The sequence below is a fragment of the Clostridioides sp. ES-W-0016-02 genome (assembly GCF_020641035.1).
Taxonomy (GTDB): Bacteria; Bacillota; Clostridia; order Peptostreptococcales; family Peptostreptococcaceae; genus Clostridioides.
Genome location: NZ_CP061361.1, coordinates 1,173,916 through 1,194,859, shown reverse-complemented (window position 1 = coordinate 1,194,859; position 20,944 = coordinate 1,173,916). Strand labels below are relative to the sequence as shown.

At 29.4% G+C, this 20,944-nt stretch carries 20 protein-coding genes; 3 read left to right on the top strand and 17 right to left on the bottom strand.

Features of this window, described 5'->3' with window-relative positions:
* Nucleotides 1–24: 24 nt before the first annotated feature.
* The 12 genes from IC758_RS05830 to IC758_RS05775 all read right to left on the bottom strand — a co-directional run bounded on the left by IC758_RS05830 (nucleotide 25) and on the right by IC758_RS05775 (nucleotide 11,123).
* A complete protein-coding gene (locus IC758_RS05830; RefSeq protein ID WP_227434108.1) occupies nucleotides 25–1,743 on the bottom strand; it encodes a tetratricopeptide repeat-containing diguanylate cyclase in 1,719 nt (572 codons plus the stop codon).
* A gap of 243 nt (nucleotides 1,744–1,986) precedes the next feature.
* On the bottom strand, nucleotides 1,987–3,225 hold the full coding sequence (fabF, locus tag IC758_RS05825; protein WP_227434107.1) for a beta-ketoacyl-ACP synthase II: 1,239 nt from the start codon (nucleotides 3,223–3,225) through the stop codon (nucleotides 1,987–1,989).
* Nucleotides 3,226–3,253: 28 nt separating this feature from the next.
* The gene (gene acpP / locus IC758_RS05820) at nucleotides 3,254–3,478 is read right to left on the bottom strand and encodes an acyl carrier protein (protein ID WP_227434106.1); all 225 of its coding nucleotides are present in this window, start codon (nucleotides 3,476–3,478) and stop codon (nucleotides 3,254–3,256) included.
* A 76-nt stretch (nucleotides 3,479–3,554) separates the two neighbouring features.
* Nucleotides 3,555–4,304, bottom strand: coding sequence for a 3-oxoacyl-[acyl-carrier-protein] reductase (gene fabG / locus IC758_RS05815; RefSeq protein ID WP_227434105.1), 750 nt, complete (start codon nucleotides 4,302–4,304; stop codon nucleotides 3,555–3,557).
* The gene (gene fabD / locus IC758_RS05810; protein WP_227434104.1) at nucleotides 4,304–5,254 is read right to left on the bottom strand and encodes an ACP S-malonyltransferase; all 951 of its coding nucleotides are present in this window, start codon (nucleotides 5,252–5,254) and stop codon (nucleotides 4,304–4,306) included. Before fabD ends, fabG begins: the two co-directional genes overlap by 1 nt.
* Nucleotides 5,255–5,269: 15 nt before the next feature.
* Nucleotides 5,270–6,199, bottom strand: a complete 930-nt coding sequence (gene fabK / locus IC758_RS05805; protein WP_227434103.1) for an enoyl-[acyl-carrier-protein] reductase FabK — start codon at nucleotides 6,197–6,199, stop codon at nucleotides 5,270–5,272.
* A 106-nt stretch (nucleotides 6,200–6,305) separates the two neighbouring features.
* On the bottom strand, nucleotides 6,306–7,292 hold the full coding sequence (locus tag IC758_RS05800; RefSeq protein ID WP_227434102.1) for a beta-ketoacyl-ACP synthase III: 987 nt from the start codon (nucleotides 7,290–7,292) through the stop codon (nucleotides 6,306–6,308).
* A gap of 25 nt (nucleotides 7,293–7,317) precedes the next feature.
* Nucleotides 7,318–8,340 (bottom strand): phosphate acyltransferase PlsX, encoded by a 1,023-nt coding sequence (gene plsX / locus IC758_RS05795; RefSeq protein WP_227434101.1) that lies wholly within the window; start codon nucleotides 8,338–8,340, stop codon nucleotides 7,318–7,320.
* A 10-nt stretch (nucleotides 8,341–8,350) separates the two neighbouring features.
* Entirely contained in the window at nucleotides 8,351–8,908 is a 558-nt protein-coding gene (gene fapR, locus IC758_RS05790; protein WP_227434100.1) for a transcription factor FapR, read from the bottom strand.
* 200 nt (nucleotides 8,909–9,108) lie between these two features.
* On the bottom strand, nucleotides 9,109–9,285 hold the full coding sequence (gene rpmF / locus IC758_RS05785; RefSeq protein ID WP_003419113.1) for a 50S ribosomal protein L32: 177 nt from the start codon (nucleotides 9,283–9,285) through the stop codon (nucleotides 9,109–9,111).
* A gap of 24 nt (nucleotides 9,286–9,309) precedes the next feature.
* Nucleotides 9,310–9,834, bottom strand: coding sequence for a YceD family protein (locus IC758_RS05780; RefSeq protein WP_227434099.1), 525 nt, complete (start codon nucleotides 9,832–9,834; stop codon nucleotides 9,310–9,312).
* Nucleotides 9,835–9,926: 92 nt separating this feature from the next.
* Nucleotides 9,927–11,123 (bottom strand): acetate/propionate family kinase, encoded by a 1,197-nt coding sequence (locus tag IC758_RS05775; protein ID WP_227434098.1) that lies wholly within the window; start codon nucleotides 11,121–11,123, stop codon nucleotides 9,927–9,929.
* A gap of 454 nt (nucleotides 11,124–11,577) precedes the next feature.
* On the opposite strand from IC758_RS05775, the gene IC758_RS05770 reads away from it, so the two are divergent.
* Nucleotides 11,578–12,858: a nucleotidyltransferase gene (locus IC758_RS05770; protein WP_227434097.1), complete on the top strand. Its 1,281-nt coding sequence runs from the start codon at nucleotides 11,578–11,580 to the stop codon at nucleotides 12,856–12,858.
* A gap of 304 nt (nucleotides 12,859–13,162) precedes the next feature.
* Here IC758_RS05770 and IC758_RS05765 read toward each other — a convergent pair whose 3' ends face one another.
* From IC758_RS05765 to IC758_RS05745, 5 genes are all read right to left on the bottom strand, one after another.
* The gene (locus IC758_RS05765; RefSeq protein ID WP_227834665.1) at nucleotides 13,163–14,554 is read right to left on the bottom strand and encodes an FAD-binding oxidoreductase; all 1,392 of its coding nucleotides are present in this window, start codon (nucleotides 14,552–14,554) and stop codon (nucleotides 13,163–13,165) included.
* Between the two features lie 10 nt (nucleotides 14,555–14,564).
* Nucleotides 14,565–15,785, bottom strand: a complete 1,221-nt coding sequence (locus tag IC758_RS05760; protein WP_227434095.1) for an FAD-binding protein — start codon at nucleotides 15,783–15,785, stop codon at nucleotides 14,565–14,567.
* A gap of 13 nt (nucleotides 15,786–15,798) precedes the next feature.
* Nucleotides 15,799–16,587, bottom strand: coding sequence for an electron transfer flavoprotein subunit beta/FixA family protein (locus IC758_RS05755; protein ID WP_227434094.1), 789 nt, complete (start codon nucleotides 16,585–16,587; stop codon nucleotides 15,799–15,801).
* Nucleotides 16,588–16,603: 16 nt separating this feature from the next.
* The gene (larA, locus tag IC758_RS05750) at nucleotides 16,604–17,878 is read right to left on the bottom strand and encodes a nickel-dependent lactate racemase (RefSeq protein WP_227434093.1); all 1,275 of its coding nucleotides are present in this window, start codon (nucleotides 17,876–17,878) and stop codon (nucleotides 16,604–16,606) included.
* 117 nt (nucleotides 17,879–17,995) lie between these two features.
* Nucleotides 17,996–18,709, bottom strand: a complete 714-nt coding sequence (locus tag IC758_RS05745; RefSeq protein WP_227434092.1) for a FadR/GntR family transcriptional regulator — start codon at nucleotides 18,707–18,709, stop codon at nucleotides 17,996–17,998.
* Between the two features lie 124 nt (nucleotides 18,710–18,833).
* On the opposite strand from IC758_RS05745, the gene IC758_RS05740 reads away from it, so the two are divergent.
* Nucleotides 18,834–20,093 carry a sporulation integral membrane protein YlbJ gene (locus IC758_RS05740; protein WP_227434091.1) on the top strand — a complete coding sequence of 420 codons (1,260 nt, stop codon included), beginning with the start codon at nucleotides 18,834–18,836 and terminating at the stop codon, nucleotides 20,091–20,093.
* A 268-nt stretch (nucleotides 20,094–20,361) separates the two neighbouring features.
* A complete protein-coding gene (locus IC758_RS05735) occupies nucleotides 20,362–20,928 on the top strand; it encodes a tyrosine-type recombinase/integrase (protein WP_227434090.1) in 567 nt (188 codons plus the stop codon).
* Nucleotides 20,929–20,944: the final 16 nt, after the last annotated feature.

Sequence of the window (20,944 nt, the reverse complement as noted above, 5' to 3'; positions counted from 1 at the left end):
ACCTCATATCTATATAATATACAATTATTTGTACACTACTTTATTTCTTCCAAGCTGTTTTGCTTTATATAGATTTTTATCAGCTTCTTCTAATATATTTTTACTATCAGAGACATGGGCTATACCTGCACTTATAGTTACAGTCACATCTTCACCCCATTTTTTATTTTCAATTGCATTTCTTATATTGTCAATTATATCAAACACTTCTTCACCAGATTTATCTCTTATCAATACAGAAAACTCTTCTCCACCATATCTAAATACTTTATCTTCTTGCTCAAGCATAACACAAATAGTATTTACTATACCCTTTATGACAACGTCTCCAAATTTATGTCCATAATTATCATTTATAAGTTTAAAATTATCTATATCTATCATTACAAGTGCAAAGTTATCATCTTTTTCTCTGTACTTATTATACATAATATCAAAACTTTTCCTATTATAAACATTTGTAAGTCCATCATGTAAATTTTGTGCTTTAAAGTACTTCAATCTATTATATAAAAAAGTAGAACCTAATGTAATAATTAAAATTACACTAAATAATATTTTATAAGACTTAATTTCTTTTTTACTTTTTTCAAAAAACTCACTTTCACGTGATACCTTATCAATTATATAAAAACTAATTTCCGAATCTCTTATACTTTTGCTCTCTTTATATTCATTTATTAATATCTTCTGGTACTTATTTACAGAGTTTACATTCCCTTGTTTCTCATATATATTCAATATTTCATTTAAGGTTTTTATTTTCTCTTGAGTTAACTTTCTTTTAGTAGATATCTCTAGGCTTTTTTTATAGTTATCTATTGCAGAATCATAGTTTTTACTTTTATATTCCAAATTTCCCATTGCCATATAGTAATACATACCTTTATCTAATATATGAATTGATTTATCATATTTTATAAGATAATCAGCTCTTTCTAAAAGAGTCTTTGCCTTTGATATCTCATTTTTTCCTACATGTGCATTTGCCTGCATTATAGAAGCCATTATTTCAAAATCATTGTAATCATCTATGTTTACAAACTTTTTATAGTCTTTTACATTGCTACATGTTTCAATGGCTTTATCATATTCTCCCAACTCTACATATATTTCTGCTAAATTTATAAGAGCATATAATCTAACCATTCCATTTTTTTCATCTTCATCAACATCTATCTTAAAAGAATCCTTTATTAATTTTTCTCCTGTTTCATATCCACCTACCTTTAAAAGTATGCTCGCCAAATCAACATCTAGTCTTGCTTTTTCATAATTATCCCCTAATTTCTCAGCTAATTTTATAGACTTTACAGTTAAATCTACTGCGCTAGAATAATTATTATCCATTATGTACACTGATGCTAGTCTTTTCTCTATACCAAATCTACATTCATCAGATAATTTTACATCTGATGTTCTCATCTTTTCTAACGAATCAATAATTATCTTCGTTCCATCTGGGACATATGAAATAGTCTTTAACATATCCCAAACTTCATTATATACTTTATTGTATTTTTTTTCTGGGATAGATTCAAAAGAAGTTTTGACCATTTTTTTTGCTTCATCATACTTCTTATCCGACACAAGACTTTCAGACATATATTTTCCCTTATTTATAATTTCTCTTTCTTTAAGTCCATTTTGATCATACCCTATAAACAAAATAATACTAATAAGTATTATAGCTATAAAAATTATCTTTTTGGGTAAACTTTTCTTTGGTAGTCTAAAATTCAAAATTTTAGCCCTCCTTCTGTATATTGTAGAATGAAAAATTGCATATATATAACCTCTCAATAATTTATGATACAATATATCAAAATGATTTACAACATGTGCTAGAATTAAAATTTAATAAAAAAGTCCCCTAAATTAGACATTTATTCTAATTTAGGGGACTTTTAATTTAGTTAATATAAATTTATAAGGTCAAAAACAAGTGCTTGTTTTTTAATGTTATTTTTAATATTTGTCATTTATTTATACATATTTTTTTAGTACAATTGTAGCATTATGCCCACCAAAACCTAAAGAATTTGATAGTGCATATCTAATATCTTTTTCTTTACCTTTATTTGGAACATAATCTAAATCTAAATCTTCGCCAACTTCTTGTATATTTATAGTTGGAGGTACAAAATTATCTTCTATACTCATTGCACAAACAACTGCTTCTATTGCACCTGATGCTCCTAATAAATGACCAGTCATAGATTTTGTCGATGATACACATAAATTATATGCATTTTCTCCAAATACAGTTTTTATAGCCATAGTTTCATATAGGTCATTATAATAAGTTGAAGTTCCATGAGCATTTATATAATCTACTTCTTCTAGTGGAACATTTCCATCTTTTAAAGCCATATTCATAGACCTAGCTGCTCCTTCTCCATTTTCAGCTGGAGTTGTCATATGATATGCATCAGCAGTTAAACCATATCCTACTACTTCTGCATATATTTTTGCACCCCTTGCTAAAGCATGTTCTAAGTCTTCTAATATAACAATACCTGCTCCTTCTCCCATTACAAATCCATCTCTGTCCTTGTCAAATGGGCGTGATGCAGTTTTAGGGTCATCATTTCTAGTTGACATAGCCTTCATATTACAGAATCCAGCAAATGCAAGTCCTGTTACAGCAGCTTCAGAGCCTCCTGCTACCATAATATCTGCATCTCCTCTTTGTATAACCTTAAAGGCATCACCTATTGAATGAGTTCCTGATGCACAAGCTGTACATACATTAGTATTAGGTCCTTTTGCTCCTAAAAATATTGAAACTTGACCTGCTGCCATGTTTCCTATCATCATAGGTACAAATAGTGAACTTACTCTTTTGTTTCCTTTTTCTAAAAGAATTTTATGTTGAGTTTCTATTGCTTCAACCCCACCTATACCAGAGCCTATTATAACTCCAACACGTTCTCTATCAACTTTATCTAAATCAAGATTTGCATCTTCAACTGCTAATTTTGCAGAAACTATTGCAAATTGAGCAAATTTATCTAATCTCTTTAATTCTTTTTTGCTTATATATTCCTCTGGATGAAAATTCTTAACTTCTCCTGCTATTTGAGTTTGATATGTGCTAGCATCAAAATTAGTTATTTTATCTATACCAGATACTCCAGATTTTATATTGTTCCAGAACTCTTCTTTTCCTGTTCCCAATGGTGTAACACATCCAAGTCCCGTTATTACTACTCTTTTATTCATCTGATACCTCCACTTTTTTAAAGCTCGACTATTTGTTAGCTTCTATATAGTTAACTATGTCCCCTATAGATTTGAAGTTTTCTGCTTCTGTATCTGGTATTTCTATACCAAATTCATCTTCAAGTGCCATTATTATTTCTACTGCATCTAATGAATCTGCTTCTAAATCTTTCATTAATGATGTTTCCATAGTTATTTCTTTATCTTCTACTCCTAATTGTTCTATTATTATTTCTACAACTTTATTAAACATTGTGTTCCTCCTAAGATTTTTTATTTTAATTTTTATTTTAAATAGATTTCTCTACTTTTTAAAGTATTATTTTTTATTATTGCATTACCATTCCACCATCTACATTTAACACTTGTCCTGTTATATAACTTGACATATCACTAACTAAAAATGCTACAGCATTGGCTACATCTTCTGGTTTACCATAAGATTTTTTTGGTATATTTGATAGTGTTGATTCTTTTACCTCATCACTTAGTACTTTAGTCATATCTGTTTCTATAAATCCTGGTGCCACTGCATTTATATTTATATTTCTTGATGCTAATTCTCTTGCAGAAGATTTTGTAAATCCAATCACGCCAGCTTTTGATGCACAGTAATTAGTTTGACCTGCATTTCCCATGATTCCAACTACTGAAGTCATATTTATTATTCTACCATATTTCTTTTTCATCATAGGTTTAATAACTGCTTTTGTACAATTAAATACACCTTTTAAATTTATATCTATAACTCTATCAAAATCTTCTTCTTTCATTCTCATAAGTAATGCATCTTTAGTTATACCTGCATTATTAACTAATATATCAATTTTTCCAAACTCTTTTATAATAGAGTCCATCATTTGATTTACTTCATCAGATTTAGATACATCACATTTTATAGAAGTACATTTTACACCCATACCTTCTATTTCACTTTTAGTTTTTAGGGCTTCATCCTCTTTAGAAGTATAATTGATTACTATATCAGCTCCAAGAGATGCTAGTTTCTTTGCTATTTCTCTCCCTATACCTCTAGAGCCACCAGTAACAATTGCTACTTGTCCTGTAAGATTTATCATTATATCTCTCCATTTCCATAATCTTGTACAAATTCATTTAAAGAATCTATACCATCTATATTGTAAATATTCACACTTGCTTTTTTATTAGAGGCTATCTTCTTAATAAATGCTTTTAAAGTTTTTCCTGGTCCCATTTCTATAAAAGTATCATACCCATCATTTAATAATCTTTCTATAGAATCTTCCCAAAGTACAGAAGAACTTACTTGTTTTATAAGCAAGTCTTTACCTTCATTTTCATAGTAATCTGCATTTACATTTGCTACTACATCAACTTTAGGCTTAGTTATATTAACTTTGTCTAATTCACTAGCTAGTTTTACTCCAGCTTCTCTTAACATTGATGAGTGGAAAGGCCCACTTACATTTAATTTAACAGCTCTTTTTGCTCCTGCCTCTTTACATTTTACCATTGCTTCTTCTATCTTTTCATTTTCACCAGATATAACTATCTGACCAGGAGAATTGTAATTTGCTACTTCTACAATCCCTCCTTGTATGTCTTTTACAACACTTCCTAATATTTCTCTATCTAAACCTAAAATCGCTGCCATGGCTCCAACCCCTGTTGGGACTGTTTCCTGCATAAATTTACCTCTTTTTTTAACTAGGCATACAGCATCTTTAAAATCAATTGCATCTGCTGCAACTAATGCACTATATTCTCCTAAAGATAAACCTAAACATGCATCATATTTTAAATCTATTTTTGATTGTATCGCTTTTAGTACAGCTACACTATGTGTAACCATAGCTGGTTGAGTATTTTCAGTTTTAGAAAGTTCTTCTTCACTACCCTCAAACATAAGCTTTTTTAAATCTATATTTAAGGCACTACAAGCCTCGTCTATCACATTTTTGGCAACCTCGTTATTTTCATATAAATCCTTAGCCATCCCTACATACTGGGCTCCTTGACCAGGAAATACTAGTGCAACTTTTCCCATCATGCTCCTCCTGATTTACAGTTCTATGCCTGGCATAATCTCTTTTGCTTGATTTACCATAGTTTCTATAATTTCTTTACAAGGTGTTATTTTTTTTACCATAGCAGCACTTTGACCTGCCATAAATGAACCTTTTTCTATATCTCCATCTACTGTTGCAAATCTTAAAGCACCTGTACCTTTTTGGTCTAATTCTTCAGGAGTAGCTCCATTTTGTTCCATCTTTAAGAATTCTTTTGATAATTTATTTTTTAATGTTCTTACTGGATGACCTGTGCTTCTTCCTGTAACAATTGCATCTCTATCTTTTGCTTTTAACACTAATTCTTTGTAGTTTAAATGTACAGAACACTCTTCACTACAAATAAATCTAGTTCCTACTTGAACTGCATTCGCACCCAGTGCAAATGAAGCAACAATACCTCTACCATCTACAATACCTCCTGCTGCTATTACAGGTATATTAACAGCATCAGCAACTTGTGGAACTAAAACCATAGTAGTAAGTTCTCCTATGTGTCCTCCACCTTCTGTCCCTTCAGCAATTACTGCTGTAGCTCCTAACTTTTCCATTCTTTGCGCTAAAGCTATTGTTGGTACTACAGGTATAACTTTTGTTCCAGCTTCTTTTAATCTGTCCATATACTTTGCAGGATTTCCAGCACCAGTAGTAATAACTTGAACCTTCTCTTCTATAATTAAATCTATTATATCATCTACAAATGGTGACATAAGCATTACATTTACACCAAAAGGTTTATCTGTTAATTCTTTACATTTAACAATTTCTTCCTTTATAGCTTCTTTTGGTGCATTTCCTGCTGCTATTATTCCAAGTCCACCTGCATTAGATACAGCACTTGCTAATGATGCAGTAGCTACCCATGCCATTCCCCCTTGGATAACTGGGTATTTTATATTTAACAGTTTGCAAATTTTATTCATATCATTCTCCTTCACTTAAAATCAAAAGTAAACTTTTTATTGTAAATTAACTTTAATTTTTAGATAAAGCTAATTTTGTTAATTAAAGAATTTTAGATGTTTTGTACTATAAAGTCCACTTAACAACTGAAGCTCCCCAAGTTAAACCTCCACCAAAGCCAACTAAAACTACATTATCACCTTTTTTGATTTTTCCTTCTTTATATGCTTCATCTAGCGCAACAGGTATAGATGCAGCAGACATATTTCCATACTTATTTATATTTACATAAACCTTATTCATATCAAGCCCTAATCTCTTAGAAGAAGCTTGTATTATTCTTATATTAGCTTGATGTGGTATTAGATAGTCTATATCAGTTGTATTTAAATTTGCTTTTTCAAGAGCTGTTAAAGATGTTTCTGCCATCTTTCTAACTGCAAACTTAAATACATCGCTACCTGCCATCTCTATTGTATGTAGATTAGCTTCTACAGTATCTTTACTTGCTCTAAGTCTTGAACCTCCAGCAGGTATCTTTAAACAATCTTTTCCCCTACCATCAGAACCCATATGTGTAGATAGGATTCCGCCTTCACTTACAGGTCCAATAACAGCTGCTCCAGCACCATCTCCAAATAATACTGCTGTTGACCTATCATTGTAGTTTAGAAACTTTGAGCAAGTTTCTGCTCCTATTACAAGTACATTTTTATAACAACCAGTTTCCACAAATTGCTTTGCAATAGTTACTCCATATACAAATCCAGAACAAGCTGCTGATATATCAAATGCAGTAGCATTCACTGCTCCTATTGCTTCTTGTACTATACATGCAGTTGAAGGCAAAGACATATCAGGAGTAATTGTTGCCAAAATAATCAACTCTATGTCCTCTACATTTAACTTTGCACACTCTATAGCTTTTAAAGCAGCCTTAGATGCTAGGTCAGAAGTCGCTTCATTATCTTCTACAAATCTTCTTTCCTTAATACCAGTTCTAGTGCTTATCCACTCATCTGATGTATCCATTATTTTTTCGAAGTGAAAATTATCATATGATTTCTCAGGTAGATAACTTCCCACACCTAATATTCCAGCCTTTGTATTCATTATATATTAAACCTCCAAAACGAGTTTATTCATCTTCGTTATTTTTATTTTCTTCATTATATTTACTTATAAATTGATTGATATCCTCAACAACTTTTCCTTTTGTAAATTTTATACCTTGATTTATAGCATTTTTTATAGCTTTAGCATCAGAGCTACCATGAGCCTTTATAACTCCTCCATTTAATCCTAGAAGTGGAGCTCCACCATACTCAGAATAATCTATAAAACTCTTTAATTTTTTTAAATCATCTTTTATAAGTAATGCTCCTATTTTGCTTTTTGTACTAGCCATAAAAGTTTCCTTTATAAGACTCATAACTGAAAGGGCTACCCCTTCAGCAGATTTAAGTAATATATTACCTGTAAATCCATCACAAATAATTATATCTGTATATGCATTTATAACCTCTCTAGCTTCTACATTCCCTATAAAATTTAAATCTAATTTTTTAATTTCCTCATATGATTTTTTAACTAAATCATTGCCTTTACCTTCTTCTAGTCCAACATTTGCTAGTGCCACTTTAGGATTTTCAAGTCCCAACACTTTTCTTGAGTAAATATTACTCATAGCTGCAAATTCAACTAGATTCTTAGATTTACAATCTGCATTCGCACCACAGTCTGCTATAAGTGTCATTCCTCGCTTTACATTTGGTATTGCTGAGCATAAGCAAGGTCTATCAATTCCTTTTATTCTACCGACTACAAATAATCCACCAGCAAGTAAAGCTCCTGTGTTTCCAGCTGATATTATAGCATCTGCCTTACCTTCTTTTACGAGGTTTAATGCTACTACCATAGATGAATCTTTTTTGCTTCTTATAGCCTTAACTGGTTTATCTTCATTTCCTATAATCTCAGTAGTATGAACTATTTCTAGTTTATTTTTATCAAATTCATAATTTGAAAATTCCTTTTCTAATAAATCTTTATCTCCTGTGATTATTAAATCTACTTGATATTCTTTTATAGCATTTACTGCGCCTTCTACATTAGATTTTGGTGCATTATCTCCACCCATTCCATCTATTACTATTTTCATGATTTTCCTCCTAATCTAACTCTTCAAAGATAAACTTCCCTCTAAATATTTGCTCTTGGGCTTTATTGTTGATAACAACTTTTACATAATGCTTTTTGTCTATATTTCTATACACTTCTGCTTTTGCTATAAGTCTGTCTTGTTGTTCTATCAACTTAAAACATTTTACATTTGCAACTCTCATAATAACTTTAGGTGCATCTATTATAGCCATTGCTAATGAATCTGCTAGAGAAAATATATACGTATCTTTCAAAGTATTAGTTTTAGAGTAAATCATGTCCTCTGTAACTTCTAACATAGATATACCTAATTGCCCTACAGATAAATCAATGATTTCGCCTGTAATTTCCTTTACTCCTAAAGTCTTTACTTTTGAACTCTGAGTTTCTGCTATTGATTTGACTCTTTCTCTTAGCTCTGGTATGTTTAGACTCATTCTATCTAATCTTATTGTCTGTATACTAACATTAAACAAACTTGATAATTCTTCATCAGTATAAAAAGGATCAGTCTTTAGCATATCTATAAGCTCTTGTTGTCTTTGGGCTTTACTCTTCTTTTTCATGTTCCCTCCAAATTTTATAGCTGTAATTAGTACCAGCTACTAATAGTAGTATATAGTAACACACAAAAATTTTCAATACTTATATTATTATTTTTCTAATTTTTAATATGCATAAAATCCATTTATTTCTCTAGTAAATCATCTTTTTTATATGTACAAAAAAACATGTAGAGTACACTCTACATGTTTTTTAGAAGCTATTACTTAGATACAACTTCTTTACCTTTATAATATCCACAGTCTGGACACACTCTATGTGGTAATTTTGGCTCATGACATTGTGGGCAACTTACAAATCCTGTTGCTTCCATCTTTGAGTTAGCTGCTCTTCTCATTTTTGTGTTTGATTTAGACGTTTTACGCTTTGGTACTGCCATTTACGCCACCTCCTTAGTCAAAATTTAATTAAATAAATCTTTTAATTTAGCAAAACGAGGATCTATGTATTCCTCATCGTTTGTAATTTCACTGCAAGAACATTCTTCTTTATTTAAGTTTGCTCCGCATCCTTGACAAAGACCTTTACAGTTTTCACTACAAAGAACTTTATGAGGCACATTAAAATCTAATGTCTGTTCTATTATATCAATAAGGTCGATTTCTTCACCATCGAATATAAAAGGATCAAACTCCTCAAATTCATCTTCATCATAATCTTCTTCTTTTACTAAAAAACCTTGTATAGAATACTCTAATGGTATTTCTACTTCTTTAAGACATCTTGAACAATTGTCAACAATTGTAAAATTAACATCTATATCTAGATACAAACCTTTATTAGTCTTTGATACTTTACCTTTTAAATTTACAGGTGATACTAATTTGTAAATCTCATCACAATAACTAATAGTATCAATTTTTTCACAAAAATTCAAGTCTATTTTGTCAGTTTCTTTTCTATTTATTTTTTCTATGCTAACTTTCATTAAGTTCACCTCAACATATCACCAAATTTATTATACAAATCTAGCATTTGTTTGTCAAGTATTTTTACTTGATAGGCATAAGTTTAATTAAATTATTTTACTAATCTTAATGTATCTCTAGCTATCATTAATTCTTCGTTAGTTGGTATTAAAAGCATTTTTACTTTAGAGTCATCAGTAGATATTACTGTTTCTTTTCCTCTAACATCATTAGCTTCCTTATCTAGTTTCATTCCTAAGAACTCCATATTAGAAGCTATGTCTGCTCTTATAGCCTTTCCATTTTCACCTACACCAGCAGTAAATACTACAACATCTAATCCATTCATTTCAGCAGCATAAGCACCTATATACTTTTGTACTTTTTTAACATAAGCTTCTAATGTTGCTTGAGCTCTTTCATCTCCATTTTTAGCTGCATCTTCTATATCTCTGAAATCACTAGAAATTCCAGTCATTCCATATACTCCAGATTCCTTGTTCATTAATTTATCTAATCCATCAGCATCTAAACCTTCTTTTCTCATTAAGAAAGGTAGTATAGCAGGGTCTATATCTCCACATCTAGTTCCCATTATTAATCCTTCTAATGGAGTGAATCCCATAGATGTATCTATACATCTTCCACCATCAACAGCAGCTATAGAAGCACCATTTCCTAAGTGACAAGTTACTATTTTTAAGTCTTTTATATCTTTTCCTAACATCTCTGCTGCTTTTTGAGATACATAGTTATGAGAAGTTCCATGGAACCCATATCTTCTTACTCCATATTTAGTATATAATTCATGAGGTAAACCATATAAGTATGAAGATTTAGGCATTGTTTGATGGAAAGCAGTATCAAATACTCCTACCATTGGTACACCTGGAAGTATAGCCTTACAAGCATCAATTCCCATTATGTTTGCTGGATTATGAAGTGGAGCTAAATCTATACATTCTTTTAAAGCTTCTTCTACTTCTGGAGTTATTACTACTGAAGTTGCAAATTTTTCTCCAGCATGAACAACTCTATGCCCTACTGCATCTATTTCTTTCATTTCTTTAACTGCACCAAATTCTGGGTGAGCAACAGCTTCTAATACTAATGCTATTGCATCTTTATGGTCTTTCATTGGTTGTTCAACAATGTATTTATCATCTCTTCCTGCTTTTTCATGTTTAAGTATAGAACCTTCGATTCCTATTCTTTCAACTAATCCTATACATAAAACTTCTTCATTACTCATATCTATTAATTGATATTTTAATGAAGAACTCCCACAGTTTAATACTAATATTTTCATTATTATTTCCTCCTTAGATTTTTATAAATGATATGTAATCAATTTTGATTCATAATAAATGTCTAAAAACTTATATTTTATTATTTTGTCATAGATATATTATTGTATACATTAAACGATTTTCATAAATAATATATCACCTTTTAATATAAAAGTATATACTTTTTTTTATATTATATCATATTTCTACTACGGCAAATTGTGTGTTTTAATAACAATTTATTAACAAATTAACTTAATGTAGATTATTCTTTCCCATTTGCTATAATAATATAATATAAAGGCTTAATAAAGTTATTTTAATAACACTTAACTGATTTCTTATTATGTAGTATTTCTACATTTTAACAAATTTTTTTATGTTTTTTAGCTAGGTAATTAAAAATTTAAATTTTATACATATTATAATAAATTACAATATAGATAAAATAAACAAAGGAAAAAGGAGCATTTTATGAATATACTTGGATTAATAGTTGAATATAACCCATTTCATAATGGACATATCTATCATTTATCTAAATCTATAGAAAAAACAAATGCAACACATACAGTGGCAATCATGAGTGGAAACTTTCTTCAAAGAGGTGAGCCCGCTTTATTTGATAAATATACTAGAGCAAAAATTGCTGTCGAAAATGGTGTAGACTTAGTTATAGAATTACCAACTATGTTTGCTTGCCAAAGTGCCGAAATTTTTTCTCATGGTGCCATCACAATTTTAAATTCTCTAAACTGCATAAGTTCTGTATGTTTTGGTAGTGAAGAGGGAAACACAGATATTCTTTATAGTATTGCAGAGATTTTAGCAAATGAGCCAAAAGAATTTAAATTACTTTTAAAAAAATATTTAGATGATGGTATGTTATTTCCAGTGGCTAGAGCTAATTCACTTTTTGATTATATACACCAATATGAAAACAACGACTTATCTCAAAAAACTACAAAAGAACAATTATTAAAAATATTAAATTCATCAAATAATATACTTGGTATAGAATATATAAAAAATCTTATCAATTTAAACAGCAATATAAAGCCATTTACTATTTCCAGAGTTCAGTCAGAGTACAACTCTAAAGAAATTAATAATAGTATTTGCTCTGCTACTGCTATAAGAACTTCACTTAAGGAAAATTGTAATATCTCTCAATTAAAAAAAGTTATTCCAGAAAAAACTTATAGTATATTAAACGAAAAAATAGATAATAAATTTTTTCCTATGTTTGATGAATTATTTTTTGATACTTTAAAGACAATCATACTTAGGGACATATCCAATTTAAAGGATTATTTTGAAGTAAATGAAGGTATAGAAAATAAAATTTACAAAGATATTTTTACATCTAATTCTTTATACGAATTACAATTATCAATTAAATCTAAGAGATATACTTTAACTAAAATCAAGAGAACTTTAAATAATATATTGTTAGGCATAAAAAAAAGCGATATTCACCTTGTAAAAGATATAGATATTGTTCCTTATATAAGAATACTTGCTTTTAATGACAAAGGTAGAGAAGTTCTAAAAGAGATAAAAAATAAATCTAACATAGACATAATAAATAAATTTTCAAATATATCATTTTCATTAGATGATGCTATTTTTAAAACACTTATAAGTTATGATATAAAATCTACAAATATATACAACTCAGTATATTATAGAAATAATCAAGGTTTAGTAAAAGGTCCTATGGACTTTTACACTCGTCCAATATATGTAAAATAAGTTTTTTAAATAACCTTATCAATTTTAAATAACCTCATTAAATTAATAAGATGTATTTATAATTACAAATATTTTTTATAAATAAAATACGCTTCACATGTGTATTCATATTTTTAGGATGGTAACACCAACTTAACTTAAATAATATTTCATATTTCTAAAGTTAAATAAACATTGCCATCCTAAAATCTTTATAAATAATATTAATATTTACAAATACTATTAACATTAAAAAGTAAATTTAAGTTATTAAATTTAAACCTGTTTTTTATAACTTTTATGTTTAAAAATAACATTTATATATTTAATATATTTTTCCTGGATTTAAAATATTTTTAGGGTCAAAAGCTATTTTTATATTTTTAATTAACATCATATAGGCATCTGATTTTGATTCATGTAAATACTCTTTTTTTGCATATCCTATACCATGTTCACCTGAGACTTGACCATTAAGTTCTCTAGATTTTTTATACATACAGTCAAAAGCTTCTTTTAATCTTACTTTCCAAGTATGTTCATCCATACTATCTTTTAATATATATATGTGTAGATTTCCATCACCTGCATGACCAAAACTTTTTATTCTTATTTTTAACTCATCTTGAAGCTCATGAGTATATCTTATAAACTCTGCTACCTTGTCTCTTGGTACAACGACATCACATTCATCCATTTCTGTTGTAGATGCCTTTATAGCTTCTAAGAAAGCGCCTCTGGCTGACCATATAGAATCATTTCTTTCTTGCGTATCTGATATAAATACATCTAATGCTCCATTTTCTAAACACAGATTAGCAACTTTTTCATATTCTTTTTCAATTTCTTCAATACTATTTCCATCAAACGTAAGTAGAAGATAAGCATCTGATGTATTATCTGGAAACTTTTTACCTAAAAATTCTTCCGCAGCCAATATTACATCTCTCTCCATAAATTCTATGGCTGTTGGTATTGATTTCGATTTTATTATTTTAGGAACAGTCTCTATTGCCATTGATAAATTAGGAAAAGGTATAAGTAAACTTACACTTTTCTTTGGTAAAGGAAGCAATTTTAATATCGCTTTTGTAACTATTCCTAAAGTTCCTTCTGAACCTATTAATAAATCTTTTATACTATATCCAGAACTATTTTTAACTACTTTTCCCCCTATATTTATAACTTCTCCATTTGGTAATACTACTTCAAGACCTCTAACATAATCTCTTGTAACACCATATTTTACTGCTCTCATTCCACCTGCATTAGTATTTATATTACCTGCTATTGTAGCACTCTTCTCACCTGGGTCAGGTGGATAAAATAAGTCTCTCTCTTGAACATATTGACCTATTGTCATAAGCAAAACTCCTGGTTCTACTGTCAATGTTAGATTTTCATAATCAACCTCAAGTATTTTATTCATTTTACATAGATTAATCATTATTCCACCATTTATGGCAACAGCAGCTCCTACAAGACCAGTTCCTTGTCCTCTTGGCGTAACTGGTATATTGTTTTCATATGCATATTTCATTATTTTAGATACTTGCTCGGTTTCAATCACATTTACTAAAACCTCAGGATATTTTTCTATTCCTCCAAGTTCATCATGTGAAAAATCTTCATTTATATCACTTCCAACTACTACATTTTCATCTCCACAAATATCTATTAAAAAATCTATATCTTTTTTATCAATTGATTTATACATCTCTATCCCCCTATTCAGCTGCTGATGCCACATATATTTGCTTATCATTTTTTTTATTTTCTATTTTTTTTATCAATTTAGGAATAATATCATAAATATCTCCTATTAAAGCTAAGTGTGCTACATCAAGTATAGGTGCCTTATCATCTTTATTTATAGCTACTATATAATCAGCTCCTTGCATTCCTGCAACAAATTGAACAGCTCCAGATACACCACAAGTTATTATTAATTTAGGCTTGACAGTTCTACCACTAAGACCTATTTGTTTTTTAGCATCTATCCAACCCGCTTCTATAATCGGTCTTGTTCCTGCTACTTGAGCATTTAACTTGTCAGCTAATTTATATATCATATCCATATCTTCCTGTTTCTTTATTGCTCTACTTGCAACTACTATTACTTCTGCTTCTTCAAGACCAACTTCTTTATTTTTTTCTTTTACACTCAGTACTTTAATCTTAGATTTTAATTCTTTTTTTTCTATTTCACATAAAGTTATTTTTCCTGTAGCATTTTCTACCTTTTCTGGAGCTGAAAATATTTTATATCTTACAGTGGCAAATTGAGGTCTATTATTGGGTGTATTTATGTGAGCCATTATATTTCCACCAAATGCTGGTCTTATCTGGTCTAAATCAGTGTTTGATTGCACATCAAGTATTGTACAATCTGCTGTAAGCCCTGTTTTAAATCTAGCAGCAAGCCTTGGAGCTAATGACCTACCTAATGTAGTTCCACCAACCAACATTATTGTTGGTTTTATTTTATTTATAAAGTTTTCTATTGCCTTTGCATATGGTTCTATCCTAAATTCTTTAAATTCATCTTCATCGTATACAAATACTTCATCAATACCATAGGAGATAAGATTCTTACATTTATCTTTTATATCTTTTCCTACAAATACACAATATACAGGTTGCTTTATTTTTGATGCCATTTTGCGAGCTTTTCCTATAAGTTCATATGTTACAGGATGTATATTTCCATTATGATGTTCTACATATACTGCCACTCCCTTCCATTCATCCTTATTTATTTTTGCTTTATTACTTTCTATAAATTCAAATGCACCTTTGGGTCCACTTTTGACACACAATTTGCACATCTTACAGCCAGCACTTATTTCTACCTTACCTGATTTTTCTTCTATAGCACCAAAAGGACAAATTTCTAGTACTCTTTTTAAATCAGTTATTTTATCTTGATTTACAACTATTTTTGACATTTCTTCTTCCCCCTTAGACTAATTTTAATTCCTCTAATTTATTTATAAGCACAGAACTTAACTCTTCTGGATTTCCTCTCATAATATTTTTATCTGTATTTGGCTTAGGAGGAAATATTCTTACAACTTGAGTAGGGGAACCATTTAATCCATAATTATCTTCGTCCTTATCTTCAAAATCATCTAAACTGTACACAGGTATTTTTCTTTCTTTAGTTTCTAACTTTAACTTAAATGAAGGCAATCTTGGTTGAAAAATATCTTTTTCTACTGTTATCAAACAAGGATACTCAATTTCACATACTTGTAAATCATTTGGCATATCTATTTCAACAACTATGCTTTTCTCTTTGATTTCAATTAATTTTGTAACATTAGTTACATGAGGTATATCTAAAAACTCGGCTACTTCAGGTCCAACCTGCGCTGTATCACCATCAGTAGTTTGTTTTCCACAAATTATTAAGTCTACTCTACCCATTTTTTTAATACCTTGCGATATAGTGTAAGAAGTTGCCAAGACATCTGCCCCTCCAAATCTTCTATCGCTTATTAAAGCTCCTTCATCTGCCCCCATCATAAAACTCTCTTCTATTACCTTCTTTGCTTGCGGAGGACCCATAGTAAGTACTTTTAAATTAGCTTTTATGTCGTTTTTTATTCTAAGTGCTGTTTCTAAAGCATATAAATCATAAGGATTCATTTTTGAATCTACTCCATCTCTTTTCAATACACCTGTGGATTCATCAACCTCTACTGTGGTTGTTCCAGGTACTTGTTTAATACATGTCAAAATTTCCATAAACTACACCCCTTTTTTATTTAACTATCACTGATACTCCATCAGGTATAACTGTAACTTTACTATCTTCACCGACTATATTAGTAGCCATCTCTAAAGCATCCTTAAAATTAAATGCATGTTTCATATGCATTTTATTTATCATTTCAGGACTACACTTATCTGTTACCATTATTACAGTATACTTAGATAGTATTCTTGCTAATATTTGAAATTCCCATTGGTCTGGAATTGTATCACATCTGTCAACACTTCTAATTTTTTCTAAAAGTTGTTTTGGAGAATCTGCATTTGCTACATTTTCATAAAAGGATTGACCTCCATGACCATCATTACATGCTGCAATCATTATTATTACTCCACCTTCTTTACAGGTAGCCTCTGCTGCTGTCATCCCCTTAACTGATTGATAAATATTTTGGTCTAATGGGTATCCACCATTTGTACTCACTACAATATCTGACTTTATGGAATTTACTTTTGAGAGTTCTGTTACAAATTCACAACCTCGGGTATGTGCTTTTTCGACATCACCAGCAAATGATGCTATTACTTTTTTCTCTTTATCTATTACAACATTCAATATAAATGCTAGTTTAGCAACCTTAGCTGCATATACCATATCTTCATGAATAGGATTATTTTTTAATTTTCCAGTTCTCGAATTGTCACTATCTATAAAATCACTACAATGGTTATACATTATAGTCTTTGCAGAGGCTATTCCTGGAAGTACACTTTTTCTTCCTCCTGAGAAACCTGCAAAAAAGTGTGGTTCTATAAAACCTTCTGCGATTAAAAGTTCTGCATCATATGCAAGTTTATTTATATATAAATCCCCACCTGAAGGTAATACACCGACCTTGCACATAGCTTCATCATCAGTAGATATATGCATGATTATTTCTTCATTATCTACAATTTCTTCTCCCATCTTATAAACTAATTCTTCTCTTGTACTTGGCCTATGAAAACCAGTTGCTACTATAATCTTCACATCAATTTTAGGATTAGCTTTCCTAATTCTTCTTAAAAGAATTGGCATAGTTACTTTACTTGGAACAGGTCTTGTATGGTCACTTGTAATTATGACTACATTCTTTTTTCCTTTAACTAACTCTTCCAATGATAAAGAGCCTATTGGATTATTCATAGATTCTTCAACTATTTCTTCTTGTGTCTTATGTTCTACATAATTATCCGATTTTGATTCCAAGACACCAAGAAAACGTTTGTTAGGTATTTCTAAAATCATTCCTTGCTTTGAATAAGGTACTTTTAACTTTACCATCTTTAATCTCCCATTATAATAAACTATAAAATTGGTATGTGGTCATACCAGTTTTACATTTATATAATAGTACCATTATCTTCTATTTGCAAGAATAATTTATTTTATAACAAATTTTTAATTTTCATTTTTTCTGTAGTTTTTACTTATAAATCTCATATGCTCTTTCGCTTTTTCATGTGCAAGTTCAGTATTGTTTTCTATAACTGCCTTATATATAGCTTCATGTTGCTTAAGCAAGATAGTTTCATTTAAAGGTTCTGCAATTATCTTCTCTCTTGCATCCTCTATAAATCCATCAAACAATTTTGAGGCTGTTATAAAAAGACTTTGAATTAAATAATTTTTACTTATTGTAGCCAATTTGCTGTGAAATTTTTGATCTAATAAAACCAAAATTTGATTATTATCTTTTTTATTGGTTTCTATTCTCATTTCATCTATTATACTTTTTAATTCTATAGATTCAGAAGAAGTTATTCTCTTTGAAGCAAGTTTTGCAATCTCAATTTCTAAAATTATTCTAAGCTCTAGTATGTCTTCAAGTGTACCATTATTCAGTTTAAAAATCATAGATAAAGGTTCTATTAAAGTTTTTTCTATATTTGTGCATATAAAATTACCCTCACCTTGTTTACTTTCTATCACACCCATAGTTTCTAAAACCCTGATAGCTTCTCTAATAGAGGTTCTACTTACATTCATTTGTTCAGATAATTCTCTTTCAGATAGTAGTTTATCACCCTTTTTTAACTCTCCATTTAATATTTTATATTGAATTTGCTCAATTACTTGTTCATAAACTTTTTTACTAGCTATACTATTAAACATTTTTTCCTCCCATGTAGTAGTCGTTGTTATAATATATATCTATTATATATCTTAAGCCATTACATTCATATATTTTTGTTACTTTTAATATAATATCTTATAACTCAAATTTACAGGTGATATTATGAAAAAAAATAAAATTATTGGTTTTTTCGCTCCAGCTATCATAGTTGGGGTTCTAGTTTTAGGCATTATCTTATACCCAAATGAAGCTATAAAATCTGCAAGAGAGGGTTTTTCCATATGGTCTAATGTTCTAGTCCCATCGCTACTCCCTTTTATAATTGGTGCAAACCTAATTGTTGATTTAAAAATAGTAGATATTATAGGGTTTATTATTAATCCCATAACTAGACTTGTGTTTAATGTATCAGGAAAAAGTGCTTTAGCTTTTGCAATATCAGCAGTATCTGGTTATCCAGTGGGAGCAAGTCTAGCTTCTGAATTTAGAAGCAATAAACAGATTTCTAAGCATGAAGCCCAAAGACTGGTATCTTTTTGTTCTACATCAGGACCTTTATTTATAATAGGCTCAGTTGGTACAGGTATGTTTCAAAATTCAAATTTAGGTTACTTGATGATTTTATGCCATTACTTGGGAACTATATTGGTTGGTCTTTTTTTCAGAAATTATGGAAATGAAAATCTTCCAAAGACAAAATTAGATTTAAAAACAAACATAAAAAACATAATTAATATTAGAAGTTCTAGTGGTAATGGTTTTTTTGTTCTATTTGGAAATGCTGTCTTTAATGGAGTAAATACATTACTTACAGTTGGTGGATTTGTAATTGTTTTTTCGGTAGTATTTAAAATACTATCACTATTTAATGTAATCTCTTTAATAGCATCAGTTATATATTTACCACTTTCACTTTTAGGTGTCAATAAGGAGCTCTGTCAAGCATTTGTAAGCGGTCTATTTGAAATCACAATTGGTTGTAATAAGGTATCTAGTATAACAAGTGCCCCAGAAATCCTAAGAGCATCTTTGGCTAGTTTTCTGATAGGATTTAGCGGATTGTCCATACTAGCTCAATGTTGTACATTTTTATCAAAAACAGATATAGACTTAAAATTATACATATTAAGTAAGTTTGCACATGGACTTTTAGCAGGTTTATTTATTTTTATACTTTATCCTATTGCAAACTCTACTGTATTAGTTTCTAGCTTTGCTGATACATATAATGTTATATATAATAACTTAATTTGGTTCTATTATCTTAGCTATTATGACACTATTCTTCAAATTGTAATAATAATCTACTTAATTTCAGCTTTATTTGTTGCTAAAAAACACATGAGAAATTTATCTACAAGTGGAAAATTAATTAGATATAAAAATACTTTTTTTATAAAAAACTTATTTCGAAAAAAATAAAATGTATAAAAATTAACTAAATGCTTCCATTTTCTAATTATATTTGTCATAATCTTAATAACCTTTTTAATTACTTTATCAGCATAGTTATTTCATCACAATTTTGATAATTTTTTATAACAATATTTTTCAAAAATTCTCCTTAATCACATATAGCACACTTATATAAAGTAATTGGTATATTTTTCCAATATATAATATTTCATTTATATTATATAATAAATACCGACCTAAACTTATCAAATCAAACTAAGAGGAGTGGTTGAAAATGGCAACAAGACCTATAGAAATAGACGAATATAAAAAGATAATGGAACTACTACATACGGGCTTTATTTATAGTGAAAATGGCGTTGAAAAAAGATTTAGAAAGAATCCTAAGGTTGCATTAGCACTAATGTTAGAAGCTAATTTAGGTCTAAGAATATCAGATATTTTAAGATTAAAAATAGGTAATTTTAAAGGTAATATGTTGGAAATAAATGAAAAAAAGACAGGTAAACTACAGTATAGACCTGTTAACAAAAATATAATTGAATCTATAAATGAACATGCAAGAAAGTATAATCTTAAATCAGATGACTACTTAGTAAATATAAAGACAAAAGCTATCCAGAAACAATTGAGAATAATTTGTAAATACTTAAATTTGTATAACATAAGCACACATAGCTTTAGAAAGCTCTATGCTACTACTCAATTTGAAAAGAGTAACAATAACTTAGAATTAGTTAAGGAACTCTTAAACCATAGCTCTGTAGCCACTACACAGCGATATATAAGGGTAACTCAGCAAGCTATTAACGAGGCGAGTGAAAATTTTTTTATTGAATAAGTAAAATGTTATAATC